We start from the raw sequence: 22,672 nt of genomic DNA on the forward strand, positions 1-22,672 counted from the left end.
CATTAAGAGTGGTAGTCGTATTTATAAGTAACTGTGTAAGTTATTGAGTGAGCGTGTTTGATTGCCGCTTCGTATACACTTTTTTGTTTTGTCCGCACTTTTTTGTGCGTGTTTTTAAGGATTAACAATGAGCCAACTATTTTCGCCTTTATCACTTGGGCAAGTAACGTTAGATAACCGTATTATTATTGCACCAATGTGCCAGTACTCAGCAAACAATGGCGCTGCTAGCGATTGGCACACTATTCATTTGGGCCAATTGAGTTTGAGTGGTGCAGGATTGCTAATTTTAGAAGCAACAGCAGTAAACCCAGAAGGGCGTATTAGCTACGGCGATTTAGGGCTTTGGAATAACGAAACCCAGCAAGCACTGGGCAAAAGCCTGAAAGCAGTAAGGCAATACAGCTCTATGCCTATTGGTATTCAGTTAGCGCATGCTGGGCGTAAAGCCTCTACAGGTAAGCCGTGGGAAGATATTGGCGCTATTGCACCTGATGACGTTAATGGCTGGCAAACCGTGGCACCTTCGGCAGTTGCGTACGACGATAGCAGCCCAGTGCCAAAAGCAATGAGCCAAGACGACATAGACTCATTAATTAAAGACTTTGTCAGTGCAGCTAAACGCGCTGATGAACTCGGCCTTGATTTAATCGAGCTACATGGTGCGCACGGTTACCTGTTACACCAGTTTTTGTCGCCACTTTCAAACAAGCGCGATGACAACTACGGTGGCAACCTAGAAAACAGAATGCGCTTATTGCTTGATGTGTTTAAAGCGGTAAGAGCGGTATTTCCTAGTGAAAAAGCGGTAGGTGTGCGTATTTCGGCAACTGATTGGGTTGAAGGCGGCTGGGATTTAGAACAATCGATAGTGCTTAGTAAAGCGCTTGATGAACTCGGCTGTGATTTTATTCATGTAAGTACTGCGGGTTTAAGTCCTGAGCAACAAATACCAGTAAAACCTAATTTTCAGGTACCGTTTGCAACAGCCATAAAAGAAGCTGTGAATATGCCTGTTATAGCGGTGGGTTTAATTACACAGGCGCAACAAGCCGAAGATATTATTAGTGAGCAGCAAGCCGATGGTGTAGCGCTGGCGCGTGGCATTTTATATAACCCGCATTGGCCGTGGCATGCAGCTGCAGAGCTTGGCGCTACAGTAACTGCACCTAAACAGTATTTACGCTCAAGCCCACATGGGCAGCCATCACCAATAAAATAAAACGAAGTTTTTTGTAAAAACCCAACCCGCGTTTGCTGGTTGGGTTTTATTATTTTTATAAAGTAGAGACACACATGACCCAACCAGGCGTTTCACCACAACCACTTAGCAATACACTCGTTACTATTATTGCTTTGTGTTGCGGTCTTATTGTTGCCAATATTTACTACGCTCAACCTATTATTGAGTTGCTTGCCCCTGAAGTTGGATTAAGTGCGCACAGTGCTAGCCTTATCGTATCGCTTACACAAATAGGCTACGCTTTGGGATTGTTTTTTTTAGTGCCATTAGCTGACTTAATTGAAAATAAGCGTTTAATGCTTATTACTTTAGCTGTGTCGTTTTTGAGTTTGGTGGGTACGGCACTTGCTGATTCACCTAATGTAATGCTTATTTTATGTTTAATGATAGGTATGAGCTCGGTTTCTGTTCAGGTGCTTATTCCGCTTGCTGCGCATTTATCGTCTGACGAGAAGCGCGGACAGGTTCTTGGCAATATTATGGCGGGTCTCTTGCTAGGTATTTTGCTGGCAAGACCTATATCGAGCTTAATAGCCGATCACTTTGGTTGGCGCGCTGTATTTTACTTTGCAGCAGGGTGTATGGTGTTTATTGCAGGCGTAATTTATTTTGCTATTCCAAGCAGGCAACCTACCCATAAAACAACGTATTTTAAGTTATTAAAATCGCTTAAACAGTTAATGATAAGCCAACCAGTGCTGCGCCAACGTTCACTTTTTCAAGCATTAATGTTTGCATCGTTCAGTTTATTTTGGACAAGCGTACCGGTTGTGCTTGCCCGTGAGTATGGTTTATCGCAATCAGAAATAGCATTGTTTGCATTAGTGGGTGCGGCAGGTGCTGTAGCAGCCCCTATTGTTGGTCGCTTGGCAGATAAGGGCTATACACATCAGGTATCGTTACTGGCCAAAGTAATTGCAGCAGTGTGCTTTTTACCAAGCTTATTTGAGCTACCTTACGGCATTATAGTATTGGCATTAACCGGTGTGTTTATTGATTTTGCTGTGCAGGCCAATATGGTATTGGGTCAACGTGCAGTGTATGCACTAGAGCCACAAAGCCGTGCGCGTTTAAACGCTATTTACATGACGAGTATATTTGTAGGTGGCGCAGTAGGCTCGCTTATTGCCAGCCCATTATATGAAGCGGGCGGGTGGACAGGTATTGCACTGGTTGCAACGGGCATGCCGCTTATTTCGTTGATTGGCTATTTGGTTACAACTAAAAAGCAAAGTAAGGCTGTGAGTTAAAAAATTACTGGATACAACACAATAAAGTCACCATGTTGCGTGGTGACTTTATTTAACTTGTTAAGGTTAGTTTAGTAGTTAATTAAGTAGCCTGTTTTTTTGCGTTTGAAAAAGAGCTACCAACAGATGCAATAATAACAAGTAAAATAGCGAGCCACTGCCATAAAGTAAGTAACTCACCCAGTATAATAAACCCTGCGAGCGAAGCTATTGCAGGCTCTAAGCTCATCATTACGCTAAACCCTTGTGAAGGCATGTTACGCAGTGCAACCATTTCAAGTGTGTAAGGCAGTGCACTTGATAAAATAGCAATACCAATACCCAGTGGGATAATTTCCCACGTAAACGCGGCGCTTTGCATAATGCCGCCGTAAGGTACTAGCACTATAGCGGCAACGGTCATACCCAATGCGACAGTGGCTCCACCAGAGCTTTGTGTGCCCGTTTTTTTACCAAATAATATATAACCTGCCCAACATGCACCGGCGCCAAGCGCAAGCGCTACACCCAATGGATCAAGGCTGTCTTGGCCGCTCATATCAGGAAGCAGAAGCAAAATACCGGCAATAGCACAGGCAACCCAAAATAAGTCACGTTTGCGGCGTGATGAAAATAAGGCAACAGCAAGCGGGCCTGTAAATTCAAGCGCAACACCAATGCCTAGTGGAATGCGTTCAATGGCGTAATAAAACAAAATGTTCATGCCGCCTAAACTTAAACCATACACAATTATAGGAATACGATTACCAGAAGTAGGTAAGTGTTTCCAAGGTTTAAACACTAAGCAAAGTATAAAGGCAGAAAAACCAAGCCTAAGGGCAGTTGTACCTTCAGGGCCAACAATAGGAAAAAGCTGTTTTGCAAATGACGCGCCCGTTTGAATGGTCATCATTGCAAGCAGTACACACACGATAGCCAGTAAATAACTTTTTGAAGATGCTTGCATTTTAATCCTTGAGTTGAGTAACTCTATCAATTAGTTAAATTGTAATGCAGGGAGTATAAAAGCTAAACCCGCCCGATATTAATGGCGGCATAGTATCTTTTTTTAAATTTATAGGTAAGTGTTTGCGACCAAAAATAGCGCAATTAAAAGTATATTAAATAGGGCAGGGTAAATAAAGTAAGAGGTAAAGTTAGCAAACAGGCGTTTGCTAACTTTAATCAGTTGGTTAAAAGGCCTTAGTGGGCACTTTTATTAACTAAGCCATCAAGCGAGTAGAGGCCTCGTTTTTCATCATTTTTGCGTTTAATTTCTTCAAGTGCACGCGATTCTACAGCGTCAAATAAAGCATTAATTAAGCGATTGAAGTGTTTGTGCATTGCAGTACGTGCAGCATTAGCATCATGGTTTTTTAGTGCAATATAAATCGCAGTATGTTCGTCCATAACGCACTCGTTATTGTTTTTACATACACTGCTATAGTCAGCAACAATTTGTGGATTTGTTAAACGTAAATCCCACAAGTTAGACACTGCAAACTCAAGTGCTTTATTACGCGTTGCTCGCGAGATTATTTCATGAAACTCGCGGTCAGCTTGCTCAACATAAAGGCCTTTTTCCATGGCAATTAATGTTTTATTTAGTTGCTCTAGTTCTTCTTCTGTAATACTTTGAGCAGCTAAAGCGGCAATTTCGCCTTCAATTAATGCACGCGCTTGAGTAAGTTCAAATGCACTGATTTCTTTTGATTTTATTGAGGCATTTTTTTGTTCTACTACGTAAACACCAGAGCCTGTTTTAACTTCAACTCTGCCACGTACTTCTAATGCGATAATAGCTTCTCTAATGGTAGGGCGACTTACATCAAACATTTCTGCAAGTTCACGTTCAGGTGGTAAACGACTCCCAGCAGAAAATTCGCCTTGATTTATTAAAGACTCAATTTTATCAACTATGCGCCAAAATAAGCGACGATTACCCATACTTTACCTTCATTACCTTAAGGAATAATGGCCTCTGGGGCCTAAAAGTCAAAACCAACTGCTAATATCAGAGGTTACCTTAAAATTCACTATTATGTCAAAATTCTAACGCGATGTTATGGTTAAAAACCACTATACACCAATGGTTGCATTCTTGTATTACCAATTTAGTTTAAAATAATGCAATTGGCCAGCTTGATTGGTAATGTTTTTGTGTGTTAGGTTAGTTTTAAGGTTATTGAATAATAAATATTGGTAATAAACCGAATTTGGGTTGTTAGTGTTAAGTTTGTTGTAGAAGTATTTGATTGCCCATGGATGGGGATCGCTATTTTTAAATGTATTTATAAAGTGTGTTTTGTAAAATGTGTAGTTGTACGAGAGCTATTTAAGCTTTCTTCTGGGCGTTAACTGTCGTTGGTTAACGCCCATATTTTATTTAATTAGTCGTTAGGGTACACAACCCCAAGTTGCTTGCGCGCTTCATCAAGAACGCTCATTACGTTACTGGCTAAAATGTGCGTATTAACGGGTGACTCAAGGATATTTTGCTTCACTAATGCCATAAAATGTTCAACTTCGTATTTCATAAAGTGCTCATTAAACGGCTGGGATATAATCTCTACCTCACCATTATTAGCAATAAACTCCACCTTTTTAAGTTGCGATACGGCTTCTATACGTATGCGTCCAAGCTCACCTTGTATTTCGGTTATGTTGTCGCCTTGCGATATTTTAGAGTAACTAATAACGGCTTGTTTATCTGCGTAGTTTAGTAATACATCGCCCGCACCATCTACACCCGTATCAAGTAATACGCCACTGGCACTTACGCTTTGCGGCGCTCCCCAAAGTGCAATTAATAAATACAGTGGGTAAATCCCTAAATCAACTAAAGCACCATTAGCAAACTCGGGCAAAAACGTATTTGGACGTTCGCCATTTTTATACTTATCGTAACGCGATGAATATTGACTGTACTGGCCAATATATTTACGTGGTGTGCCAATTTTTACCATTGCCTGTTGCAGCCGTACAAAGTTAGGCAAGTGAGTGGTCATCATGGCTTCCATGTAAAGGCGCTGATGTTTTTTTGCTGTAGTAATAATGCTTGCAAGCTCTTTAGAATTGGCTGCTGATGGTTTTTCGCCAAGGACATGTTTACCCGCTTCTAGGCACATAACGGTATATTGTTTGTGTAAGCTGTTAGGGGCGGCTATGTAGACAGCATCAACATTTTGATCTTGGCATACTTGCTCGATTGAGGTGAAAATTTTTGCTTGTGCATTTTGTGGGTGTTTGGCTAAAAACGCTTCGCCGCTTGATACTGCGCGCGAGCACACCCCATATAAATTAAAATCGTTTAACGTATTTGCAGCGGCTAACAGTGTGTCGCTAATAAAATTGGTGCCAACAATAACAAAGTTCATGCTCACTCCTTAGCTTAAATAAAAATAATAATAAGAGTGTTTAGTTTAACATTTTTTTAGTCCTATATGCTCGAGGAGAACATCCAAACCAGCGTTTAACATTAACACTTAGCGTTGCTTGCTCCTGATACCCTAAAAGCTCAGATATGGTTGATATTGTAAATTGGTTTTGCGCTAAATAGTGTGCAGCTAAAGTGCGACGAGTGGCATCTTTAAGTTTTACAAAGCTCGTATTATGTTTGATAAGTTCTCGATGCAGAGTACGCGGGTGCATACCCAGCGCAGCTGAAATAGTTTGGTTACTACATTGATAAATAGGAAGCATAGGCCTAATTAGTGCACTAACTTGGTTGGGTAATGGTTGTGTGTGTTCTTTGTTTTTTGCCAAGAAGCTTAGCGCTGCTTGTACTTTATTTAGTTCAGGGTGATCAAGCTCAAGAGTTAAATCACTTTTTGAGATTACAATACCAGCGCTGTTGCGATGCTCTATAACGTTACAACCAAAGTAAGTGTTATAGGCACGAGTATTAGTACTTAATTTTTTTGGCAAAAATATATTAATTGGTTTGCAGCGGTTATTACTCAGCTTTTTAATAACAGCCAATGCTAAACCAATAGTTAGCTCAATTACTTGGTTAATGTGCGGTAATGGTTTTAAATTAATTTCGAATGATAAAAACAAGCTTTTATCATTCTCTAAAGGGTGCGAGTTTAAGCTAAGTGCAGGGCTGTGCAAGTGAAGGTATTTAATAACCCAATTAAGTGCATCACCTAAATTAGTACTACTTTTAGCTGCTATTGCAATATGCCCTAAAATATCAAAATTTTGTCTACTTGCGAGCTTAAGGCCAAAACTAGAACAATTGAACTTACAAGCACAGTACTCTAATAGCTCAGCGTAATCTCGATAAGGTAAATATTGGTTATCGAGATTTTTAAAGTCAACGTTATTAATATTACAGTTTTGCATTATTTCATGCGGATCGCCGCCAAATTCGCTAATTAGGGTATCTATACCTTGTAATGACGTGGCTCTGATTAGGCTGCTCATGGTTAACCTCAAATAAATGATGTCTAAAAATATCAAGTTTTGTTGAGTTTTTCTATGGACTATTACTGCAAAAGCCGTTTAAAACTTTTATTAAGGTACACCATGAACAATACAACATTTGATTACATTGTGATTGGCGCAGGTAGTGGCGGCTGCGTTATGGCATCGCGATTGTCTGAGGATAAAAATGTAAGTGTGTGCTTAATTGAAGCTGGCGGCAGTGATAACAGTGTATTTGTGCAAATGCCAGCAGGCATAGCAGCGAGTGTGCCTTATGGCATAAATAGCTGGCATTACAATACCGTGCCACAAAAAGAGCTTAATAACCGGTGTGGTTTTGTGCCGCGTGGCAAAGTATTGGGTGGCTCAAGCTCTATCAATGCAATGGTTTACATAAGAGGTAATAAGTACGATTACGACCAATGGGCGGCTAATGGCAATACGGGATGGAATTTTGATAGTTTACTTCCGTACTTTATTAAAGCTGAGAACAATAAAGCGTTTATAAATAATGAGCTGCACGGCACTTACGGCCCCTTACATGTACAAGAGCTAAATAACCCAAGCGATGTAAACCAATACTTTTTAAATGCCTGTGCTGAGCAGGGCGTTAATTTAAGCGACGATATAAATGGCAAAGAGCAAAGTGGTGCACGTTTATCGCAGGTAACTCAGCACAATGGCGAGCGTTGTAGTGCAGCAAAAGCATATTTAACACCGCATTTAAACCGCCCCAATTTAACGGTATTAACCCATAGCCACGTTAATAAAATAAATATAACCAATAAGATAGCGCAAGGCGTGCAAATAGAGCGTAATAAAGAGGTTATTAATTTACGTGCTAAAAAAGAGGTAATACTTAGTGCTGGCGCTATTAATTCGCCGCAAATATTAATGCTTTCAGGTATTGGCCCAAAAGAGCAGTTAAGTGCACATAACATTAGGGTTCAGCACGTACTTGAAGGTGTTGGCGCTAATTTACAAGATCATTTAACGGTAGTGCCACTTTATAAATCAAAAACAAATAAAGGCACATTTGGTATAAGCCCGCTAGGCATTGCCAGCATTATAAAAGGCTGTGTTAACTGGTTTAGTAAACGAGAAGGGCGATTAACCAGTAACTTTGCAGAGTCGCACGCGTTTATTAAATTATTTGAAGGCTCGCCAGCGCCCGATGTGCAACTAGAGTTTGTAATTGGGCTGGTGGACGATCATAGTCGTAAATTACACACTGGGCATGGTTACAGTATACACAGCAGTATTATGCGCCCCAAAAGCCGAGGTACTATTACATTAGCTGATAACAACCCGCGTAGTGCACCGCTTATAGACCCTAATTATTTAAGCCATCCAGATGATTTAACTGTAATGCTTGCAGGCCTTAAAAAAACACTCGCTATTATGCAAAGCAAAGCTTTTGATAACATACGCGGTAAAATGCTCTATCCGCTTGATATAAATAATGATGATCAGCTAATTGAGTTTATACGCCAAACTGCAGATACCGAGTATCACCCAGTAGGGACATGTAAAATGGGGCAAGACTCAATGGCAGTGGTGGATACTAATTTGCGAGTGCATGGGGTAAGTAACTTACGCGTAGTCGATGCGTCGATTATGCCTACCATTATTACCGGCAACACAAATGCACCGGTAATTGCGATTGCTGAAAAAGCAGCTGATTTAATTAAACACGAAAAGGTGTAATTAAATAAACTGTAGTAGGGCTATTAATTAGCTATAAAACTCATTTAGCCATTGTTGCCAATCGCTTTCAAGGTGCAGCATTTGCTGATGCTTTTTAGCGTTTAGATGCTTGGTTTCGTCCTCGCTTGCCATATAAGGTCCAACGCGGCAAAGGGGGCAATGGTTAGATGTTAAGTATGCAGGTTTGGTAAGACGTGAGCTTAATTCGCTAGTATGTTTATCAATACTTTTTGGGCTGAAAACGTAAGTTATGCCGCTGGTGTCTTTTACGTGTTTGTCGCGGTCAACATTACGAATTTTATAACCTTCAAAATGGCTAATATCAAATGGGATTTGGCCTAAATAATCAGCGTTTAAGCCGTTATTTAAACTCCCTTCTATATTCCATTCTCGATAAGGTTTTACATCCTTTGAAGTGATATAACACAGCATTGGACCATTTTTATCAAGCGCGTATTCGTTAGCGTATTTAATAAATTGATGCAGCAAAGCGCGGTTTAATACGTTCATACTGGTTTGGCGCGTGTTGTTTTCAAACGCTTCACGGCCAACAAATGCAGGTATAAGCGGAAACTGAAAAATAACCACATCAAAGCTGTGCTGGTTTTTACTTAGAGCTTGCCAACACGCGGGATTTGTTACATCAAAACTATTAAGTACCTCAACGTTATGCGCTTTTAAGTTGCTAAGTGCATTGTGCTGGTATTTTTGCTCAATAGTAGTTTGGTCATCGTAAGTGGATGCAACCAAAGCTTTTGGCGATAGATGAGTGTAAATAGCGTTCGAAAAAGATAAATCGCCATCGCCTACGGTGAGTATTCGCCATTGAGGATTTAAATACATATTTTATTTAGCGTTTATGTTTGTAGCAGTATTATTTATATCGCTATTTGTTTGTGAGTCTTTTGCTAGTAAACGATGAAACGCAAGTCTGGTTTTTAACCCTTCAATTGCGATTTGTTTAATAATAAGATTAAAGGTAATTAAAATGGCAAAGGCAATATGAATAGGGCCGTGAGTAAATCCTGCATCTGTATCGTAGAGTGTTAAACCGAATAGTAAAAATAAGACGACTAAAAATATTTCGAGTAATTGACTTGAATAAAAGCTTAAACGACCTTCGCTTTTATGATCTTTTTTAATGCGTATAGCACAAAAAAATGGGATCACTTTGATTTTAAATGCAGCGTTTTTTTCTACGTAGTTTTCGCCAAGTTCGTCGAGTTGTTGGCGTAGTTGGTCAATCATGGTGTGTCCTCAAATAGCAGTGCGCGGATATTACCTTATTACCACGCAATATTTAAGTTTACAGCTGCTATTTAGGGTAAATACTCATACCAATAGTAAGGATATGACACACAAACACAACAGAGGTAAGTACAAAGCGCATTTTTTGATAATCTTTATGATAGGTTTGCCATTGCGGCGTGGCTTTTTCAAATATAAGTACTAACCAAAAACTAGCACCTAGCCAAGCCAGTGCCCACTCTACAGGTAAAAATGATAAAAATGGAACTGGGATAACAGGTAATATCGCTTTAATTGCATTGCTATAGCTTTGCTCTCCGGCGCGCCACAAGCTACCTGCCATAAATGCTAAAATGGCGATACTGTAAAAAGTAAAAAACTCTAAGTTAAGGCTATTACTGCCAAACATAAGCGGCCAACCCACACACCCTAAAAACGGGATTAAGCCTAAATAACCTAGTTGTATGTGGTTAAAAAATTTTTCCATTATGGCGTGCCTTATATTTAATGACTTATTTGAAGCGCGGCTATTGTAGCAGTATTGCGATTAGCGATCTTAATAATTCGCCAGCGTTTACAATCCAAATAATGCTTACGGTAAAAGAGATTATATAGTTCAATCCAAAAAAACGATTGTTTTAATCTAAATAATCAATTTTATTTAATTATCCATTAGCCTTATTGTATTAACCAAGCCAACGCAGAAGGTCGTTTTAGACGAGAGCGTTGATTACTTTTTAAATACATTAAATATAGATGAGGAAATACCATGAGCACTTCATTAATCAATACTAAATTACAACCATTCAATGCAACCGCTTACCACAACGGTGACTTTGTAGAATTGTCTGAAAAAGATGTTCTAGGTAAATGGTCAATCTTCTTCTTTTACCCAGCAGACTTTACATTTGTATGTCCTACTGAACTTGGTGATGTTGCAGATTATTACGCACAACTTCAAGAAATGGGCGTAGAAGTTTACTCAGTATCTACTGACACTCACTTCACTCACAAAGCATGGCACGATACGTCAGACACAATTGGTAAAATTACTTACCCAATGATTGGCGACCCAACAGGACGTATTACTCGTAGCTTTGGCGTAATGATTGAAGAAGAAGGCTTAGCACTTCGCGGTACATTTGTAATGAACCCAGAAGGCGAAATTAAAATTATTGAAACTCACGATTTAGGTATTGGCCGTAGCGCTAAAGAACTTGTTCGTAAAGTACAAGCTGCACAATACATTGCAACTCACGACGGTGAAGTTTGTCCTGCATCTTGGCAGCCAGGTGAAGACACACTTGCACCTTCACTAGACCTAGTTGGTAAAATCTAAGTATAGATTTATCCCTACTATAAGGGCAGGTAACTGCCCTTAAATCAACGAACATCCGTTTGTTGGTGCCTCCTATATCAATATACTTGTTTAAGCACATGCATTATTTGGCATGGGAGGCTTGCTGTTTAAATTTTCCTAAAAGGGTTAAGCCATGTTAGATAACAACATAAAAAATCAATTAAAAAGCCATTTTGAATCGCTTACTCAACCTGTTGAGCTGCTTATTGCCTTGGATGACAGCAAAAAATCAGCAGAAGTAGAAAGCTTAGCGAACGATTTAGCCTCACTGAGCGATAAATTTACGGTAATGAACAACCCTGATACAAGCGCGCGTCGCCCGTCAATGGTTGTACATTCACCTATTAAAAACACTCATATTACGTTTGCAGGCGTACCTATGGGCCACGAATTCACAAGTTTAGTGTTAGCTCTTTTACATACTGGCGGACACGCAAGTAAAGCTAAAAGCGAAGACATTGAACAAATACAATCGCTTACTCAAGAACTTAACTTTGAAGTATATATAAGTTTAAGTTGCCAAACGTGCCCGCAAGTAGTGCAAGCACTTAATACTATGGCAGCGACAAACAGCAATATTAAAGCGACCATGATTGATGGCGCATTATTTCAAGACGAAGTAGAAGAGCGAAATATTTTAGCTGTACCGGCTGTATATTTAAATGGCGAACCATTTAGCCAAGGTGCACTAAGCCTTACCGACATACTCAATAAAGTAGATAGCAAAGGGGCACAGCGCCAAGCTCAATCGCTAAGTAAAAAAGATAAATTTGATGTACTTGTAATTGGTGGCGGGCCTGCGGGCGCATCGGCTGCTATTTACTCAGCACGAAAAGGGTTAAATACAGGTATTGTTGCCGACAGATTTGGTGGACAAGTTGCAGATACATTAGCAATAGAAAACTTTATTTCGATTAAGGCGACTGAAGGGCCAAAATTGGTTGCCCAGCTTGAAGAACACGTTAAAGAATACGATGTAGATGTAATGCATAATCAGCGGGCAGCGGCACTTGGTTATAACAATGGCTACGAAATTACACTTGAAAATGGCGCAGTACTTAAAGCTAAGTCGCTCGTACTTGCCACTGGTGCACGCTGGCGCGAAATGAACGTACCAGGGGAGCAAGAATATCGCGGCCATGGTGTGGCATATTGCCCACATTGTGATGGCCCTTTATTTAAAGGTAAACCTGTTGCCGTAATTGGCGGTGGTAATTCAGGTATAGAAGCAGCAATCGATTTAGCTAATATTGTGCAAAGTGTTACGGTACTTGAATTTGCAGACACACTACGTGCTGATGAAGTGCTTATTCGTAAAGCTAAAAGCATGGCTAATATTACCATTATCAAAAGTGCACAAACTACCGAAGTACTTGGCGATGGTAAAAAAGTAACTGGCTTAGTGTACACAGATAGAGTGTCGGGAGAGAGCAAAGAGCTTGAACTTGCCGGTATATTTGTACAGATAGGCTTAATACCAAATACCGAATGGTTAAAGGACAGCGACCTTGAATTAAGCAAATTTGGTGAAATACTGATTGATGCTAAAGGCGCAACGTCACTACCAGGAATTTACGGCGCGGGGGATGCAACCAATACTCCGTTTAAACAAATTATTATTGCAATGGGCAGCGGTGCAACAGCAAGTTTAGGTGCATTTGATTATTTAATTCGTCACTCTGAAGAAGCTGATCAAAGCGCTGCTTAATGTAATTAGTAAAAACTCTCTTGATATAACAGCAAGGCTACACCCATAGCTGTTTGTTAACCCAAGCCGCCCTTCTCCAAAGGCGGCTTTTTTAATGCTTAAGAATTAGCACACGATTTAATCGCACCCACCGCCAGAATCACCGCCGCTACAATTTGTATGAGAATGCGATGAGTTACTGCTAGAGGAAACTGATGACTCACTGCCAGTATAAGCTGATGATCCACGTGATGGCTTAGCACTGATAAATGTAACTAACAGCAATACGCCTGATACGATAACTATTGTTATCGATGAGCTCCATTGCCCAGTGGAAACGCCTTTAAATACTGCAACAATAAGTACTGTTAGTAATATAGTTCTAATTATGTTTTTCATTTTATGTTCTTATTTTTTACCAGTGGCAGTGCAGTAAAAATTAGCTGATTTTTACGGTATGCTCAAGCGCATTAATAACCGCTTTTTCAAGTATGGGGAGTTTAAACGGTTTTGATATAAACATATCCATACCGGCTTGTTTGCAGGCAAGTTTGTCTTGTGATGAAGTATTAGCAGTTATAGCCACTATGTAGGTTTCTTCATGCGAGCAGATGTTTTCTGATCTAAGCTGCTTTGTTGCCTCAAATCCATCGAGTATGGGCATTATGCAGTCCATAAAAATAAGGTCATAATGCTTTTGGCGACATTTTAATACAGCATCTTGGCCATCAACTGCAGAGTCGGCTTTTATATTAAGTTTGCCTAAAGAAGCATGAAGTACCAACCTATTAATGTCGTTATCATCGACTACAAGCACTGATAGTTCACTGCCGTTGATATCTAACGTTGATTTAAGGCTTTCTTGTTTTTGTTCTGTCCCTTTCTCAATAGGAATATTTACTAAAAACGTAGTGCCTTTATTAGGTGTACTTTTTACCTTTATTTTTCCGCCCATATATTCAACAAGCTCTTTTACTATTGCAAGGCCAAGGCCTGTTCCACCTTTTGAATTTTTAGCATCTACTTCTTGAGAAAAAGGAGAAAATAGTGATTCTAAAAAGTTTTTACTCATTCCTCGGCCTGTATCAGACACTTCAATATTTAAACTTAGCTTATTTTTTATTTTAGAAAGGCTGGTGTTTAATGTAACTGAACCATTTTCAGTAAATTTAAGTGCATTACTCAGTAAGTTAGAAGCAATCTGGCTAAGGCGTGTGTTGTCGCTAAACGCCCAGCAGTTGTCATCAATTGTATTATTTACTTGTAGCGTTACATGCGTGTTTTTAAATAGAGGTGTATACAAAGAAGTTAAATCGGTAAAAATTGTTTTTAGTAAAAAGTCAGTAGGTTCAAGCTTTAGCTCACCATGATTAATTTTAGAAAAATCGAGCACTTCGTTAATAATACTAAGTAAAATATCGGCGCTTCTAAGTCCTATTTTAATTTTTTCAGCGCGAACTTCTTCACTGTGTTCATCAACTAATGTGGTTAGCATACCTGTAATGCCATTCAGTGGGGTTCTTAATTCGTGGCTGATTTTAGCAAATAGCATGCTTCTGTCTTCAAGTAGGCGCTCTGCTTGAGCTTGCTTTTGTTTAAGCTCTTCTCGGAGCATTACTGACTCGGTTACATCTTGGCAGGTGCCAAATAATCGAGCACATCGGCCTTCATCAAATTCGGCCTCACCAAAGGTAGCCACCCATAAGTGTTTATTTTTAGCGGTTACTACTTCTAGTTCTAAATTCCATTTTTTGCCTTTTTCTATGGCTAATTCTACCGCGCGAGTTATGCCTTCACGACTTGGACCTTCTTTATAAAACTCGATTGCAGAATTCATTTGCGGTTGAAATTGTTCATCCACTTCATGTATGAGGTAGGTTTGCTCGCTCCAGGTAATTTTATCGGAGATTAGATCAACCTCCCACGTACCTATATTTGCAACGTGTTCTAACTTTAATAAAGTATTACTATTTTTTATTAGTTGTTCTTTAGCTTGGGTGTGAGCAAATTCCGATCCAAGCCATTGTGCAAATAATTCGATGTAGTCGTAAGCATCATCGTTAAAAGCGAGGGAGTCTTTTGCGGATGAAAAGTTAACGGTGCCAAATATTTTATCACCAATTTTTATTGGCGCGCCAATATAAGACTCTAACTGAAAGTTTATATAACAGGGGTGGTTTGCAATTGCGCTTTGAGATGCTTTATGAAAGGCAAGTGCAGAGCCTGCAGCGAGCGTATGTACGCAATAGGTGCCTTGTAATTCAAACACGGTACCGGGTAAAAGTGAGTTGTCAGGGGTTTTGGCATATAAAACGGTGTAGCTGTTTTCATCTACTTTACTAATAATACCTAGTTCAAGGTCAAATACTTCTAACCCAAACACTAAGAGCTTATTAATTTTACTTTCAAAATCAAGAGATTGATTAGAAACTATATCGTGAAAACGTCGTAAAAAATTCAAAAGAAAACACCCCGTAAGCTTTTGTTCAATTTATATAATACATAGGCCAATTAGGGCATTGGTATTAGTTTAAAATCCAGTTTAGCAGTTTTAATTACTAATAACTAAAATTGATACGTATTAAATTTTATAACCTTATGTTTTTATGAACTAAGTTAGTGGTTTATTAATAGTAGTAGGGCCTGTTGACCTTTCAGGATTAAAATTTGTTCAATCTAGGGGCGATTTAATCGCGGCGCGAGGTTTGTAACCTAGTGGGCTCGATAACTGCTCCTGCGTTATTCTACTGGCTTACATCCATGTAAGAATAAGTAAAAACCGAGCAACAAAGAGTAAATTGTCCCTAGGCAGAACCCAAAGGGCAGCGCATGTTTGGCATTTATGCTGCGTTATCGCCTATTTATGGGGAATAACCACACTACATAGGCTTTGCCTTGCCTAAATACCAAACAGTCTGCTGCAAATTTAACCTCGAAAGATAAACAGGCCCTTGTATATAGCGCAGCATGCCGCCGAGCATATAATACTCAGCGGTATACTTTTAATACGTTGAATTTGGGGTATATTGCGGGTTGATATCGCCGCCTACTTCCTCTGGGTCAACATCGTTAATAAGCAGTGTTTCACGTACAGCTTCAATGTGATCAAGCACGCTTTGGTAGCGCTCGCCATATTCATACTTTGTCACCTCAATCGCTTTAGGCATGTAAGTAAAAGCTATTTTTAGGGCGTGGAGTGCTTCTTCGTTTATTTTTTCGCTCATAATATTCTCTTATGTGTAGGCTATAGTTAGTAAAATAACACCAAATACGATTCGGTAAAGACCAAAACTAACAAAAGTGAAATTTTCTAGAAAGCGTATGAATAGTTTAATAGTAAAATAAGCAACTATAAAAGATGTTAAAAAGCCAACTGCAAGGGCAGTTAGGTCATCTAAGCTAAACAGTTGGTAATGTTTAAGTAAGTCGTACCCTGAGGCTGCTGCAAGTACAGGTAAACCAAGTAAAAATGAAAATTCAGCGCTGGCTTTTCGGTTTAAACCACACAACATGGCACCAACAATAGAACTTCCAGCACGACTAGTCCCTGGAATTAACGCAAATACTTGTGCTACGCCAATCCAAAGAGCTTGTTTATAAGTAACTTGGGTTACATCGGTAGTTGTGCAGTGAGTCTCTTTATAACTGCGCTCTAATAGTAAAAAAATCACACCGCCTACAATAAACATAACACCTACTACTGGTACGCTAAACAGTGTTTTTATTACATCACTAAATATAAAACCAATAATACCCAAAGGAATAAATGCAATGGCAACTTTCACCCATAAATTGAAATGTTTAGGGCTAAACTTGTCTTTATAGTTGGCTAGTACCGCTAAAATGGCGGCAAGCTGGATAATTACTTCGAAGGCGAGGTTAGCATCTGTTGATTCAATGCCTAACCACTTTGACGCTACAATTAAGTGCCCAGTTGATGATATGGGTAAAAATTCTGTTATACCTTCAATAATACCTAAAATAATCGCGTTAATTATATCCACGGTTTACTGCTTCCTGAAAAATTAAAAAGCCCGAACTCGGCTTAACTGAAATGACGCATTACTGCGTACCTAAATTGCGAGGCGTAGCATAAAAGCTCTTAAGGCAAACCAACAGTGTTTTTAGACTTAATTTGTTTAATAAATTGCATTAAGCATTAAATGCACAATATAATGGCAATTGTTATCATTTGCATGTGCTGTTTTGTATATGTTTGGGCAAATTTACTGAGCGAATAATGAATAATAAAAAAACGTTTACAGCTACACGGCGAAGGCACTTAATTGCGTGTGTATTAGCGCTAGTTACTGCGGTAATAATGATTCCGGGTATGACAACCTATTTACCGTTTCAAATGAATGAACAAATATTACTACCTATTTTACTCTTTCCTATTATTTGGACTGCGTTGTTTATTTATGCGTATTTGGCGCAAAAAGCATGGCAACCTTTTGTAGTAATGATTGCATTGTGTGTATTACATGGTTTATTGAGTTTTTGGGCGTTAACGCAGGGGCAGGGATGAAGTCGATTACTTTAAAAAAGCTATTTTTATTACATAGCTGGGTAGGAATTATTACTGCTGTACTGCTATTTATTGTTGCATTTAGTGGGGCGTTAGCAGTTCTGTCGCGACCTGAGTTAAAAATATGGGCTAACCCAGAACTGCAATCTAGCCAACACGTTGCCAGCGCGCAAATTAACCGACTAGTAAACGAATACCATAAAAAAGTACCTAGTGAATTTGGCGAAAACATTCATGTGTTTTTACCAAGTGGGCATAACTTTCATTTGTTAACGTTGGTATTTGAATCCCACCATGGCGATGAAAATTACGACCAAGAGGTGGCCAGAGTATTTCAATTTCATCCCGATACGTTGACGCTGGAAAATACTTACTATGGGCCTAGTAAAGAGTTTTACGCCAATAAAAAAACGGATGCGCCAACTTATATAGGTGAATTTCATGCAGATTTGCATTTAGGGCGACCAATTGGGTTAATACTCACTGGGTTTTTAGGTTTAACGCTTTTAGTAAGTGCAGTGACAGGCTTGTTTATTCATCGCAAATTGATAAAAGAGCTCTTTACGTTTAGGCGAGATAAAGGGTTAGATATTGCAGTAAGCGATGCTCATAAGGTTATAGGTATTTGGGGCAGCGTATTTAACATTGTGATTGGTTTTACTGGATCATTCTTAGGGCTCGCGACCATTATTTTATTACCAGCAGCTGCGTTTGTGAGCTTTGGTGGCGATCAAGATAAGTTAATAGAAACGTTTACCGCTATTCCTGAGCCTGTAGTTAGCCACATAAAGCAATCTACAAAAATAGACACTATTTTAGAGCATGCTCATAGTCGTTACCCTGAAGCAATAATTAGGGACGTCACAATAATGGCGCATAACGATGCGAATGCGCAGGTATATTTGCGTTTGTTAGGTGGCGAGGCTGTTGCTTCTCAGTTACTGCATTATCAGGGCAATGGTGAGTTTGTGCAGTCGATGAGTAGTTTTGGTAATATTTCAGGTGTTTCGATAAAAGTAATTGAGTTGATGTTTCCGCTGCACTTTGGGAACTTTGCAGGAGTGTTTGTAAAATTACTTTGGGTATTACTTGGCTTAAGTACTGCGCTTTTACCTATTTCGGGCATGATGATGTGGCTAGCAAAGCGCACACGTGGCAGTAGCCCTTCACTGAGTATGCAGGCATATGCTCGCTGGAATCGTTTTATTATTGGCAGCTGTGGAGGTTTGGTATTAGCAAGCTTTGTACTGTTTCCTCTGCAAGTTGTACTTAATTATAGCGTTGTTGGTGTGGCGCAAAATAGCTTTTTTGGACCCGTGTTCTTTTATACGTGGTTGGCATGGGTATTCTTAAGTGTATTACCCATAGGTTATAAAAACTACTTTAAGCTGACTCTTTTACTATGCGGCGCTTCGCTTGCTTTGGTGCTGCCACTTAATATTTCACTTGGCGTTAGCAATGTTATTAACCTTAATAGCTCGCTTGTCGCGGTAGTAGATATAAGCTTTATGGTGGTGGGTATCGTGTGTATGTTTGTTGCCTTAAAAATAAAAAACACACAAAAATTACAAGTTGAGGTACAACCCGCATGAACGAGCTAATAATTATAATTGCGATGGTGAGTTTATTACTAATGATGCTCAATATACGAAAAAACACACTTACATTATTGGCTAAAACATTTTTAAGCACACTGCTATTTGGTTTAGCGCTGATATGTTTTATGGGTGTTTACGGTATTTTAGGCGGTGCAATATGCACCGTTGTAGGAGCTATGTTAGCTGGTTTACTAACCGCAGTTATTGCGGGTAAAGCACCGCAATTATTAGGTTAAAGAATGCAGTTATTTAGCTAAAAAGGCCTTAGCAGTATCAACTCCCATGTTGTAACCACTATTAAGTATTTCAAACTTTTTAGTGGTACGCCCAACTTTAAAATTAGCCGGTGGTGCAATGATATTGATTTTGCAGTCATTTGGTGGATCTATAATAAAATCGATAGACTTATTATAAAAATCAGCCCTATTTAAGGTCGTTTGAATTAATGCGGGATAGTTTTTATACATTTTTTTAGTAAGCCAAGGTGCCTTACTGGGTTTTTTACGATAGCCTAAACATTGAGACAAAATAACGGTGATTTCGCGTGCACCCATTTCGTAAGCTTTTATAACCGGAATTGAATCAGCAACACCGCCATCGGTCATCGCTATGTCATTAATAATAGGGTAGTCACGATATGCAATGGGTATAGCGCATGATGCTTTTAATTGATGCACCATATCGGCGCTGGTGGCTTTTAAATAGTGTGCTTTGCCTGATTCGATTGCCGTAGATACAATATAAAACTCGTGTGGAGTTTGCTCAAAGACCTCCGTATGAAGGCGTATTTCGCGAATTGTTTCTTGCCATAACCAATCTAAATCAAATAAATGACCACCTTTAATAAAGCGCGCTAAATTAATAAATTCAGGACGGCATGAGTAGTCAGTAATCACTTTATAATTTCGCATTGGTTGTTTGCATAAAAATGCGGCTATATTAGTTGCCCCGGCTGAAACTCCAAAATAGCGTTCAAACGGCTGATATTGATGTTTTAAAAACTCATCAAGCACACCTGCGGCAAATATACCGCGCATTGCACCGCCTTCAACGACGAGTGTGTTTTTATTATTGTTGTTCATGGCCAATCCTTTTTATGAAATTTGATGTTATCAACTCAGTCTAAAAATTACTAATGGTGTTGATAAATTAAAGCCGGGTACACATCGCGAAATTCACTGTTTTCTGGTAAGGTTTAGTATTACAAGGCTTTGTTAATAATAAAGAATAAGTATTTATGTTTGATCCTAGCGTAACCATTTTTGAAAGCACACAGAATCAGCTTGGAGAAAGCCCACTTTGGCATCCAATACTGAATACTTTTTTTTGGGTCGACATAAATAAAAAACTACTTTTAAGTAAAAATACACACAACGAAAGCCAACTAAAAATAGTTAATATGCCTGATACGCTCAGTGCAATAGCGTGGATTGATGAGCAGCACTTGTTACTCTGTACAAGTACTGGTTTATATAAATATCATATTAATTCAAACACTCGCCATCTTATCCTCAATATTGAAAATACACTGTTAAACAGGCGTTCAAACGATGGCCGCGCCGATCCATGGGGTGGTTTTTGGTTTAGTACAATGCATGTAAATGCTAAAAAAGGTGATGGTAAAATATACCGTTATTATAAACGCCAGCTTAAAGCCGTTGTAAGTGACTTGAGTATTCCAAATGGATTGTGTTTTGATAAGGCACGTTTATGTGGCTATTACTGCGACTCTTTAACGAGTTGTATTTATGTATTAGATTTGGATGAGCAAACTGGCGAACCTTGCTCTGAGCCACGTGTTTTTTATCAATTTAATAATACTGATGTTGATCCCGATGGCTGCGTAACCGACCAATTAGGTAATTTGTGGCTAGCTGTGTGGGGAATGGGGTGTGTTATGTGTTTATCCCCAGGCGGTGAGCTAATTAAAACAATAAAGCTTTGTGCAATAAAACCGACATGCACTGCATTTGGTGGTGAAAATGCTGAATTGTTACTTGTGACATCGGCATTTGATGAAGCGATTAATAATACTGTTACTGAACAAGGTGCTGTATTTCAAATCTCAGGCATAAAAAACGGGCAGTTTGAGCCGCCCGTTTTACTGTAATTTATTATACACAGTGCTTGTTTTAAAGTGATGGTTAGCTTTTAGGCTTAACCCACATAACACCCACTTCTTTTTTGGTTACTACAACCTCAGTACCTGCGATAATTGGTTGCTCACTTTTAAGCTTCCAGCTAATACCTGAATATTGATGTGTAGTTAAACCTTGCTCTGTTACATCGCTAGTAAGCACAAAAGTGAGTTCAGCAAAATCACTATTTACTTGCTTTTTATCTACGCGATTTTGCATTTGTTTTAATGGTTTCCAAAGTACAACGGCCAAACCTGCTGTTACAATTGCATTACTCCAAAGGGCGGTGGTTAATGAGTCGGGTAAAATACCAAAACTCATTAATAATCCTGTGAGGAATAACGATAATCCAAAAAACAATAAAATAAATGTAGAAAGGCCAAGTACTGCTACTTCTATTATTAAAGCAACAATACCAAGTACCATAAGTGTTTGCGGTAAATTTTGCGTAATAAAATCCATACAAACCTCTTTATTTAGTTATTAACCCAAATTCTTTTTATTTAAACTATTAATAATTGCCATACCTTGGGCAACCATTGAGCTTGCATCTGTTGCGTTATCTGGCAGTAATACAATTGATGACTCACGAGCAATCGCTTCTTTAGCTGCAATTGCTTTAGTTGCTAAGTCTAGCTGAATTGCTTTTTGACCTTGCTCTGTATCTGCAGCTTCACCTATTTTAATAAGTGCATTTGCTTGTGCTTCTGCAACTGTTGTAATAGCTGTTGCTTCACCTTCAGCGCGTAAAATTTGCTCGGCTTTGTCAGCTTCTGCAGCAAGTACTTGTGCTTGCTTTTTACCTTCAGCAACGTTGATATTTGCTTGGCGGTCACCTTCTGATTCTAAAATTTGAGCACGTTTAACACGCTCAGCTTTCATTTGTGCTTCCATCGCTTCCATAATAGAGTTAGGTGGCACAATATCTTTAATTTCGTAACGAAGTACTTGAATACCCCAAGGCTCAGATGCCTGATTTATAGCAGCAACAATGTTGGTGTTAAGTAAATCACGCTCTTCAAATGTTTTATCAAGCTCCATTTTACCGAGTTCTGAACGCATTGTTGTTTGCGAAAGTTGCACAACTGCAAACGTATAGTCGTCAACGCCATACGTTGCTTTGTACGGGTCTAGTACCCTAAAGTACAGTACGCCATCAACTATAAGTGAGATGTTATCTTTAGTGATAGCTGACTGCGATGGTACATCTTGAGCTTGTTCTTTTAAGCTACGATCAGCCGAGATTCTATCAATAAATGGAATGATAAAGTTAAGGCCGGCTTCTTTAGTTGATTGGTACTTCCCAAAACGTTCGATTAACCAGGCGCGGTTTTGTGGTACAAATTTAACGCTACTTTTTAAAAGCACGATAACAAAAACAAGTAAAAAAGCCTCAACAGTAAAAACCATATCGAGAATTTGTGTGACTGGATCCATTTAAACATTCCTTATAATAATTAAACTCTGAGTGGTTGTATTGTTTATAATTTCAGCGTGTATAGATTA

General features: G+C 39.1%; 23 protein-coding genes. 9 read left to right on the forward strand and 14 right to left on the reverse strand.

Annotation, left to right across the window (positions count from 1 at the left end; all coding sequences use genetic code 11):
- Positions 1 to 127 precede the first annotated feature (127 nt).
- Complete coding sequence (locus I6F40_RS12155) at positions 128 to 1,222, forward strand: NADH:flavin oxidoreductase/NADH oxidase (protein WP_166379578.1); 1,095 nt, start codon at positions 128 to 130, stop codon at positions 1,220 to 1,222.
- A gap of 74 nt (positions 1,223 to 1,296) precedes the next feature.
- Complete coding sequence (locus I6F40_RS12160) at positions 1,297 to 2,493, forward strand: MFS transporter (RefSeq protein WP_166379576.1); 1,197 nt, start codon at positions 1,297 to 1,299, stop codon at positions 2,491 to 2,493.
- 82 nt (positions 2,494 to 2,575) lie between these two features.
- Here the strand turns inward: I6F40_RS12160 and I6F40_RS12165 are convergent, their stop codons facing one another.
- From I6F40_RS12165 to I6F40_RS12180, 4 genes are all read right to left on the reverse strand, one after another.
- Positions 2,576 to 3,439, reverse strand: coding sequence for an EamA family transporter (locus I6F40_RS12165; RefSeq protein ID WP_024591885.1), 864 nt, complete (start codon positions 3,437 to 3,439; stop codon positions 2,576 to 2,578).
- 236 nt (positions 3,440 to 3,675) lie between these two features.
- Positions 3,676 to 4,419 (reverse strand): FadR/GntR family transcriptional regulator, encoded by a 744-nt coding sequence (locus tag I6F40_RS12170; RefSeq protein WP_166379574.1) that lies wholly within the window; start codon positions 4,417 to 4,419, stop codon positions 3,676 to 3,678.
- Positions 4,420 to 4,862: 443 nt separating this feature from the next.
- Positions 4,863 to 5,849, reverse strand: a complete 987-nt coding sequence (locus I6F40_RS12175; RefSeq protein ID WP_166379572.1) for a Gfo/Idh/MocA family protein — start codon at positions 5,847 to 5,849, stop codon at positions 4,863 to 4,865.
- Positions 5,850 to 5,889: 40 nt separating this feature from the next.
- Positions 5,890 to 6,900 (reverse strand): AraC family transcriptional regulator, encoded by a 1,011-nt coding sequence (locus I6F40_RS12180; protein ID WP_166379570.1) that lies wholly within the window; start codon positions 6,898 to 6,900, stop codon positions 5,890 to 5,892.
- Between the two features lie 102 nt (positions 6,901 to 7,002).
- On the opposite strand from I6F40_RS12180, the gene I6F40_RS12185 reads away from it, so the two are divergent.
- A complete protein-coding gene (locus I6F40_RS12185) occupies positions 7,003 to 8,607 on the forward strand; it encodes a GMC family oxidoreductase (protein ID WP_197192990.1) in 1,605 nt (534 codons plus the stop codon).
- A 27-nt stretch (positions 8,608 to 8,634) separates the two neighbouring features.
- Here the strand turns inward: I6F40_RS12185 and I6F40_RS12190 are convergent, their stop codons facing one another.
- The 3 genes from I6F40_RS12190 to I6F40_RS12200 all read right to left on the reverse strand — a co-directional run bounded on the left by I6F40_RS12190 (position 8,635) and on the right by I6F40_RS12200 (position 10,342).
- Positions 8,635 to 9,450, reverse strand: a complete 816-nt coding sequence (locus I6F40_RS12190) for a class I SAM-dependent methyltransferase (protein ID WP_166377096.1) — start codon at positions 9,448 to 9,450, stop codon at positions 8,635 to 8,637.
- Between the two features lie 3 nt (positions 9,451 to 9,453).
- On the reverse strand, positions 9,454 to 9,855 hold the full coding sequence (locus tag I6F40_RS12195; protein WP_002960599.1) for a hypothetical protein: 402 nt from the start codon (positions 9,853 to 9,855) through the stop codon (positions 9,454 to 9,456).
- Between the two features lie 67 nt (positions 9,856 to 9,922).
- Positions 9,923 to 10,342 (reverse strand): DUF3429 domain-containing protein, encoded by a 420-nt coding sequence (locus I6F40_RS12200; RefSeq protein WP_166377097.1) that lies wholly within the window; start codon positions 10,340 to 10,342, stop codon positions 9,923 to 9,925.
- Between the two features lie 282 nt (positions 10,343 to 10,624).
- Between I6F40_RS12200 and ahpC the strand changes: the two genes are divergently transcribed.
- Positions 10,625 to 11,194: an alkyl hydroperoxide reductase subunit C gene (ahpC, locus tag I6F40_RS12205; RefSeq protein WP_007581822.1), complete on the forward strand. Its 570-nt coding sequence runs from the start codon at positions 10,625 to 10,627 to the stop codon at positions 11,192 to 11,194.
- A gap of 154 nt (positions 11,195 to 11,348) precedes the next feature.
- Positions 11,349 to 12,923 carry an alkyl hydroperoxide reductase subunit F gene (ahpF, locus tag I6F40_RS12210; RefSeq protein WP_166377098.1) on the forward strand — a complete coding sequence of 525 codons (1,575 nt, stop codon included), beginning with the start codon at positions 11,349 to 11,351 and terminating at the stop codon, positions 12,921 to 12,923.
- A gap of 117 nt (positions 12,924 to 13,040) precedes the next feature.
- On the opposite strand, the gene I6F40_RS12215 is transcribed toward ahpF, so the two are convergent.
- From I6F40_RS12215 to I6F40_RS12230, 4 genes are all read right to left on the reverse strand, one after another.
- Positions 13,041 to 13,301 carry a hypothetical protein gene (locus tag I6F40_RS12215; RefSeq protein ID WP_166377099.1) on the reverse strand — a complete coding sequence of 87 codons (261 nt, stop codon included), beginning with the start codon at positions 13,299 to 13,301 and terminating at the stop codon, positions 13,041 to 13,043.
- Between the two features lie 40 nt (positions 13,302 to 13,341).
- Positions 13,342 to 15,363, reverse strand: coding sequence for a GAF domain-containing hybrid sensor histidine kinase/response regulator (locus I6F40_RS12220; RefSeq protein WP_166377100.1), 2,022 nt, complete (start codon positions 15,361 to 15,363; stop codon positions 13,342 to 13,344).
- Positions 15,364 to 15,904: 541 nt separating this feature from the next.
- Positions 15,905 to 16,126, reverse strand: a complete 222-nt coding sequence (locus I6F40_RS12225) for a hypothetical protein (RefSeq protein ID WP_007581825.1) — start codon at positions 16,124 to 16,126, stop codon at positions 15,905 to 15,907.
- A gap of 9 nt (positions 16,127 to 16,135) precedes the next feature.
- The gene (locus I6F40_RS12230; protein WP_010555290.1) at positions 16,136 to 16,906 is read right to left on the reverse strand and encodes an undecaprenyl-diphosphate phosphatase; all 771 of its coding nucleotides are present in this window, start codon (positions 16,904 to 16,906) and stop codon (positions 16,136 to 16,138) included.
- Positions 16,907 to 17,142: 236 nt separating this feature from the next.
- Between I6F40_RS12230 and I6F40_RS12235 the strand changes: the two genes are divergently transcribed.
- Genes I6F40_RS12235 through I6F40_RS12245 form a run of 3 tightly spaced genes read left to right on the forward strand, consistent with a single transcriptional unit; the run spans position 17,143 to position 19,264 of the window.
- Positions 17,143 to 17,430, forward strand: coding sequence for a hypothetical protein (locus tag I6F40_RS12235; RefSeq protein ID WP_033026460.1), 288 nt, complete (start codon positions 17,143 to 17,145; stop codon positions 17,428 to 17,430).
- A complete protein-coding gene (locus I6F40_RS12240) occupies positions 17,427 to 19,022 on the forward strand; it encodes a PepSY-associated TM helix domain-containing protein (RefSeq protein WP_197192991.1) in 1,596 nt (531 codons plus the stop codon). The genes I6F40_RS12235 and I6F40_RS12240 overlap by 4 nt, the downstream gene beginning before the upstream one ends.
- Complete coding sequence (locus tag I6F40_RS12245) at positions 19,019 to 19,264, forward strand: hypothetical protein (protein WP_166377101.1); 246 nt, start codon at positions 19,019 to 19,021, stop codon at positions 19,262 to 19,264. The genes I6F40_RS12240 and I6F40_RS12245 overlap by 4 nt, the downstream gene beginning before the upstream one ends.
- A 9-nt stretch (positions 19,265 to 19,273) precedes the next feature.
- On the opposite strand, the gene I6F40_RS12250 is transcribed toward I6F40_RS12245, so the two are convergent.
- Positions 19,274 to 20,110: a patatin-like phospholipase family protein gene (locus I6F40_RS12250; RefSeq protein WP_166377102.1), complete on the reverse strand. Its 837-nt coding sequence runs from the start codon at positions 20,108 to 20,110 to the stop codon at positions 19,274 to 19,276.
- A 155-nt stretch (positions 20,111 to 20,265) separates the two neighbouring features.
- On the opposite strand from I6F40_RS12250, the gene I6F40_RS12255 reads away from it, so the two are divergent.
- Complete coding sequence (locus I6F40_RS12255; RefSeq protein ID WP_010555294.1) at positions 20,266 to 21,138, forward strand: SMP-30/gluconolactonase/LRE family protein; 873 nt, start codon at positions 20,266 to 20,268, stop codon at positions 21,136 to 21,138.
- A 34-nt stretch (positions 21,139 to 21,172) separates the two neighbouring features.
- Here I6F40_RS12255 and I6F40_RS12260 read toward each other — a convergent pair whose 3' ends face one another.
- Together I6F40_RS12260 and I6F40_RS12265 are read right to left on the reverse strand one after the other, a co-directional pair.
- Entirely contained in the window at positions 21,173 to 21,628 is a 456-nt protein-coding gene (locus I6F40_RS12260) for an NfeD family protein (protein WP_166377103.1), read from the reverse strand.
- A gap of 21 nt (positions 21,629 to 21,649) precedes the next feature.
- A complete protein-coding gene (locus I6F40_RS12265) occupies positions 21,650 to 22,603 on the reverse strand; it encodes a slipin family protein (RefSeq protein WP_166377104.1) in 954 nt (317 codons plus the stop codon).
- Positions 22,604 to 22,672 lie beyond the last annotated feature (69 nt).

Origin of the sequence: Pseudoalteromonas sp. SWXJ133, from assembly GCF_015864365.1 — a bacterium.
Classification (GTDB): Bacteria; Pseudomonadota; Gammaproteobacteria; order Enterobacterales; family Alteromonadaceae; genus Pseudoalteromonas; species Pseudoalteromonas arctica.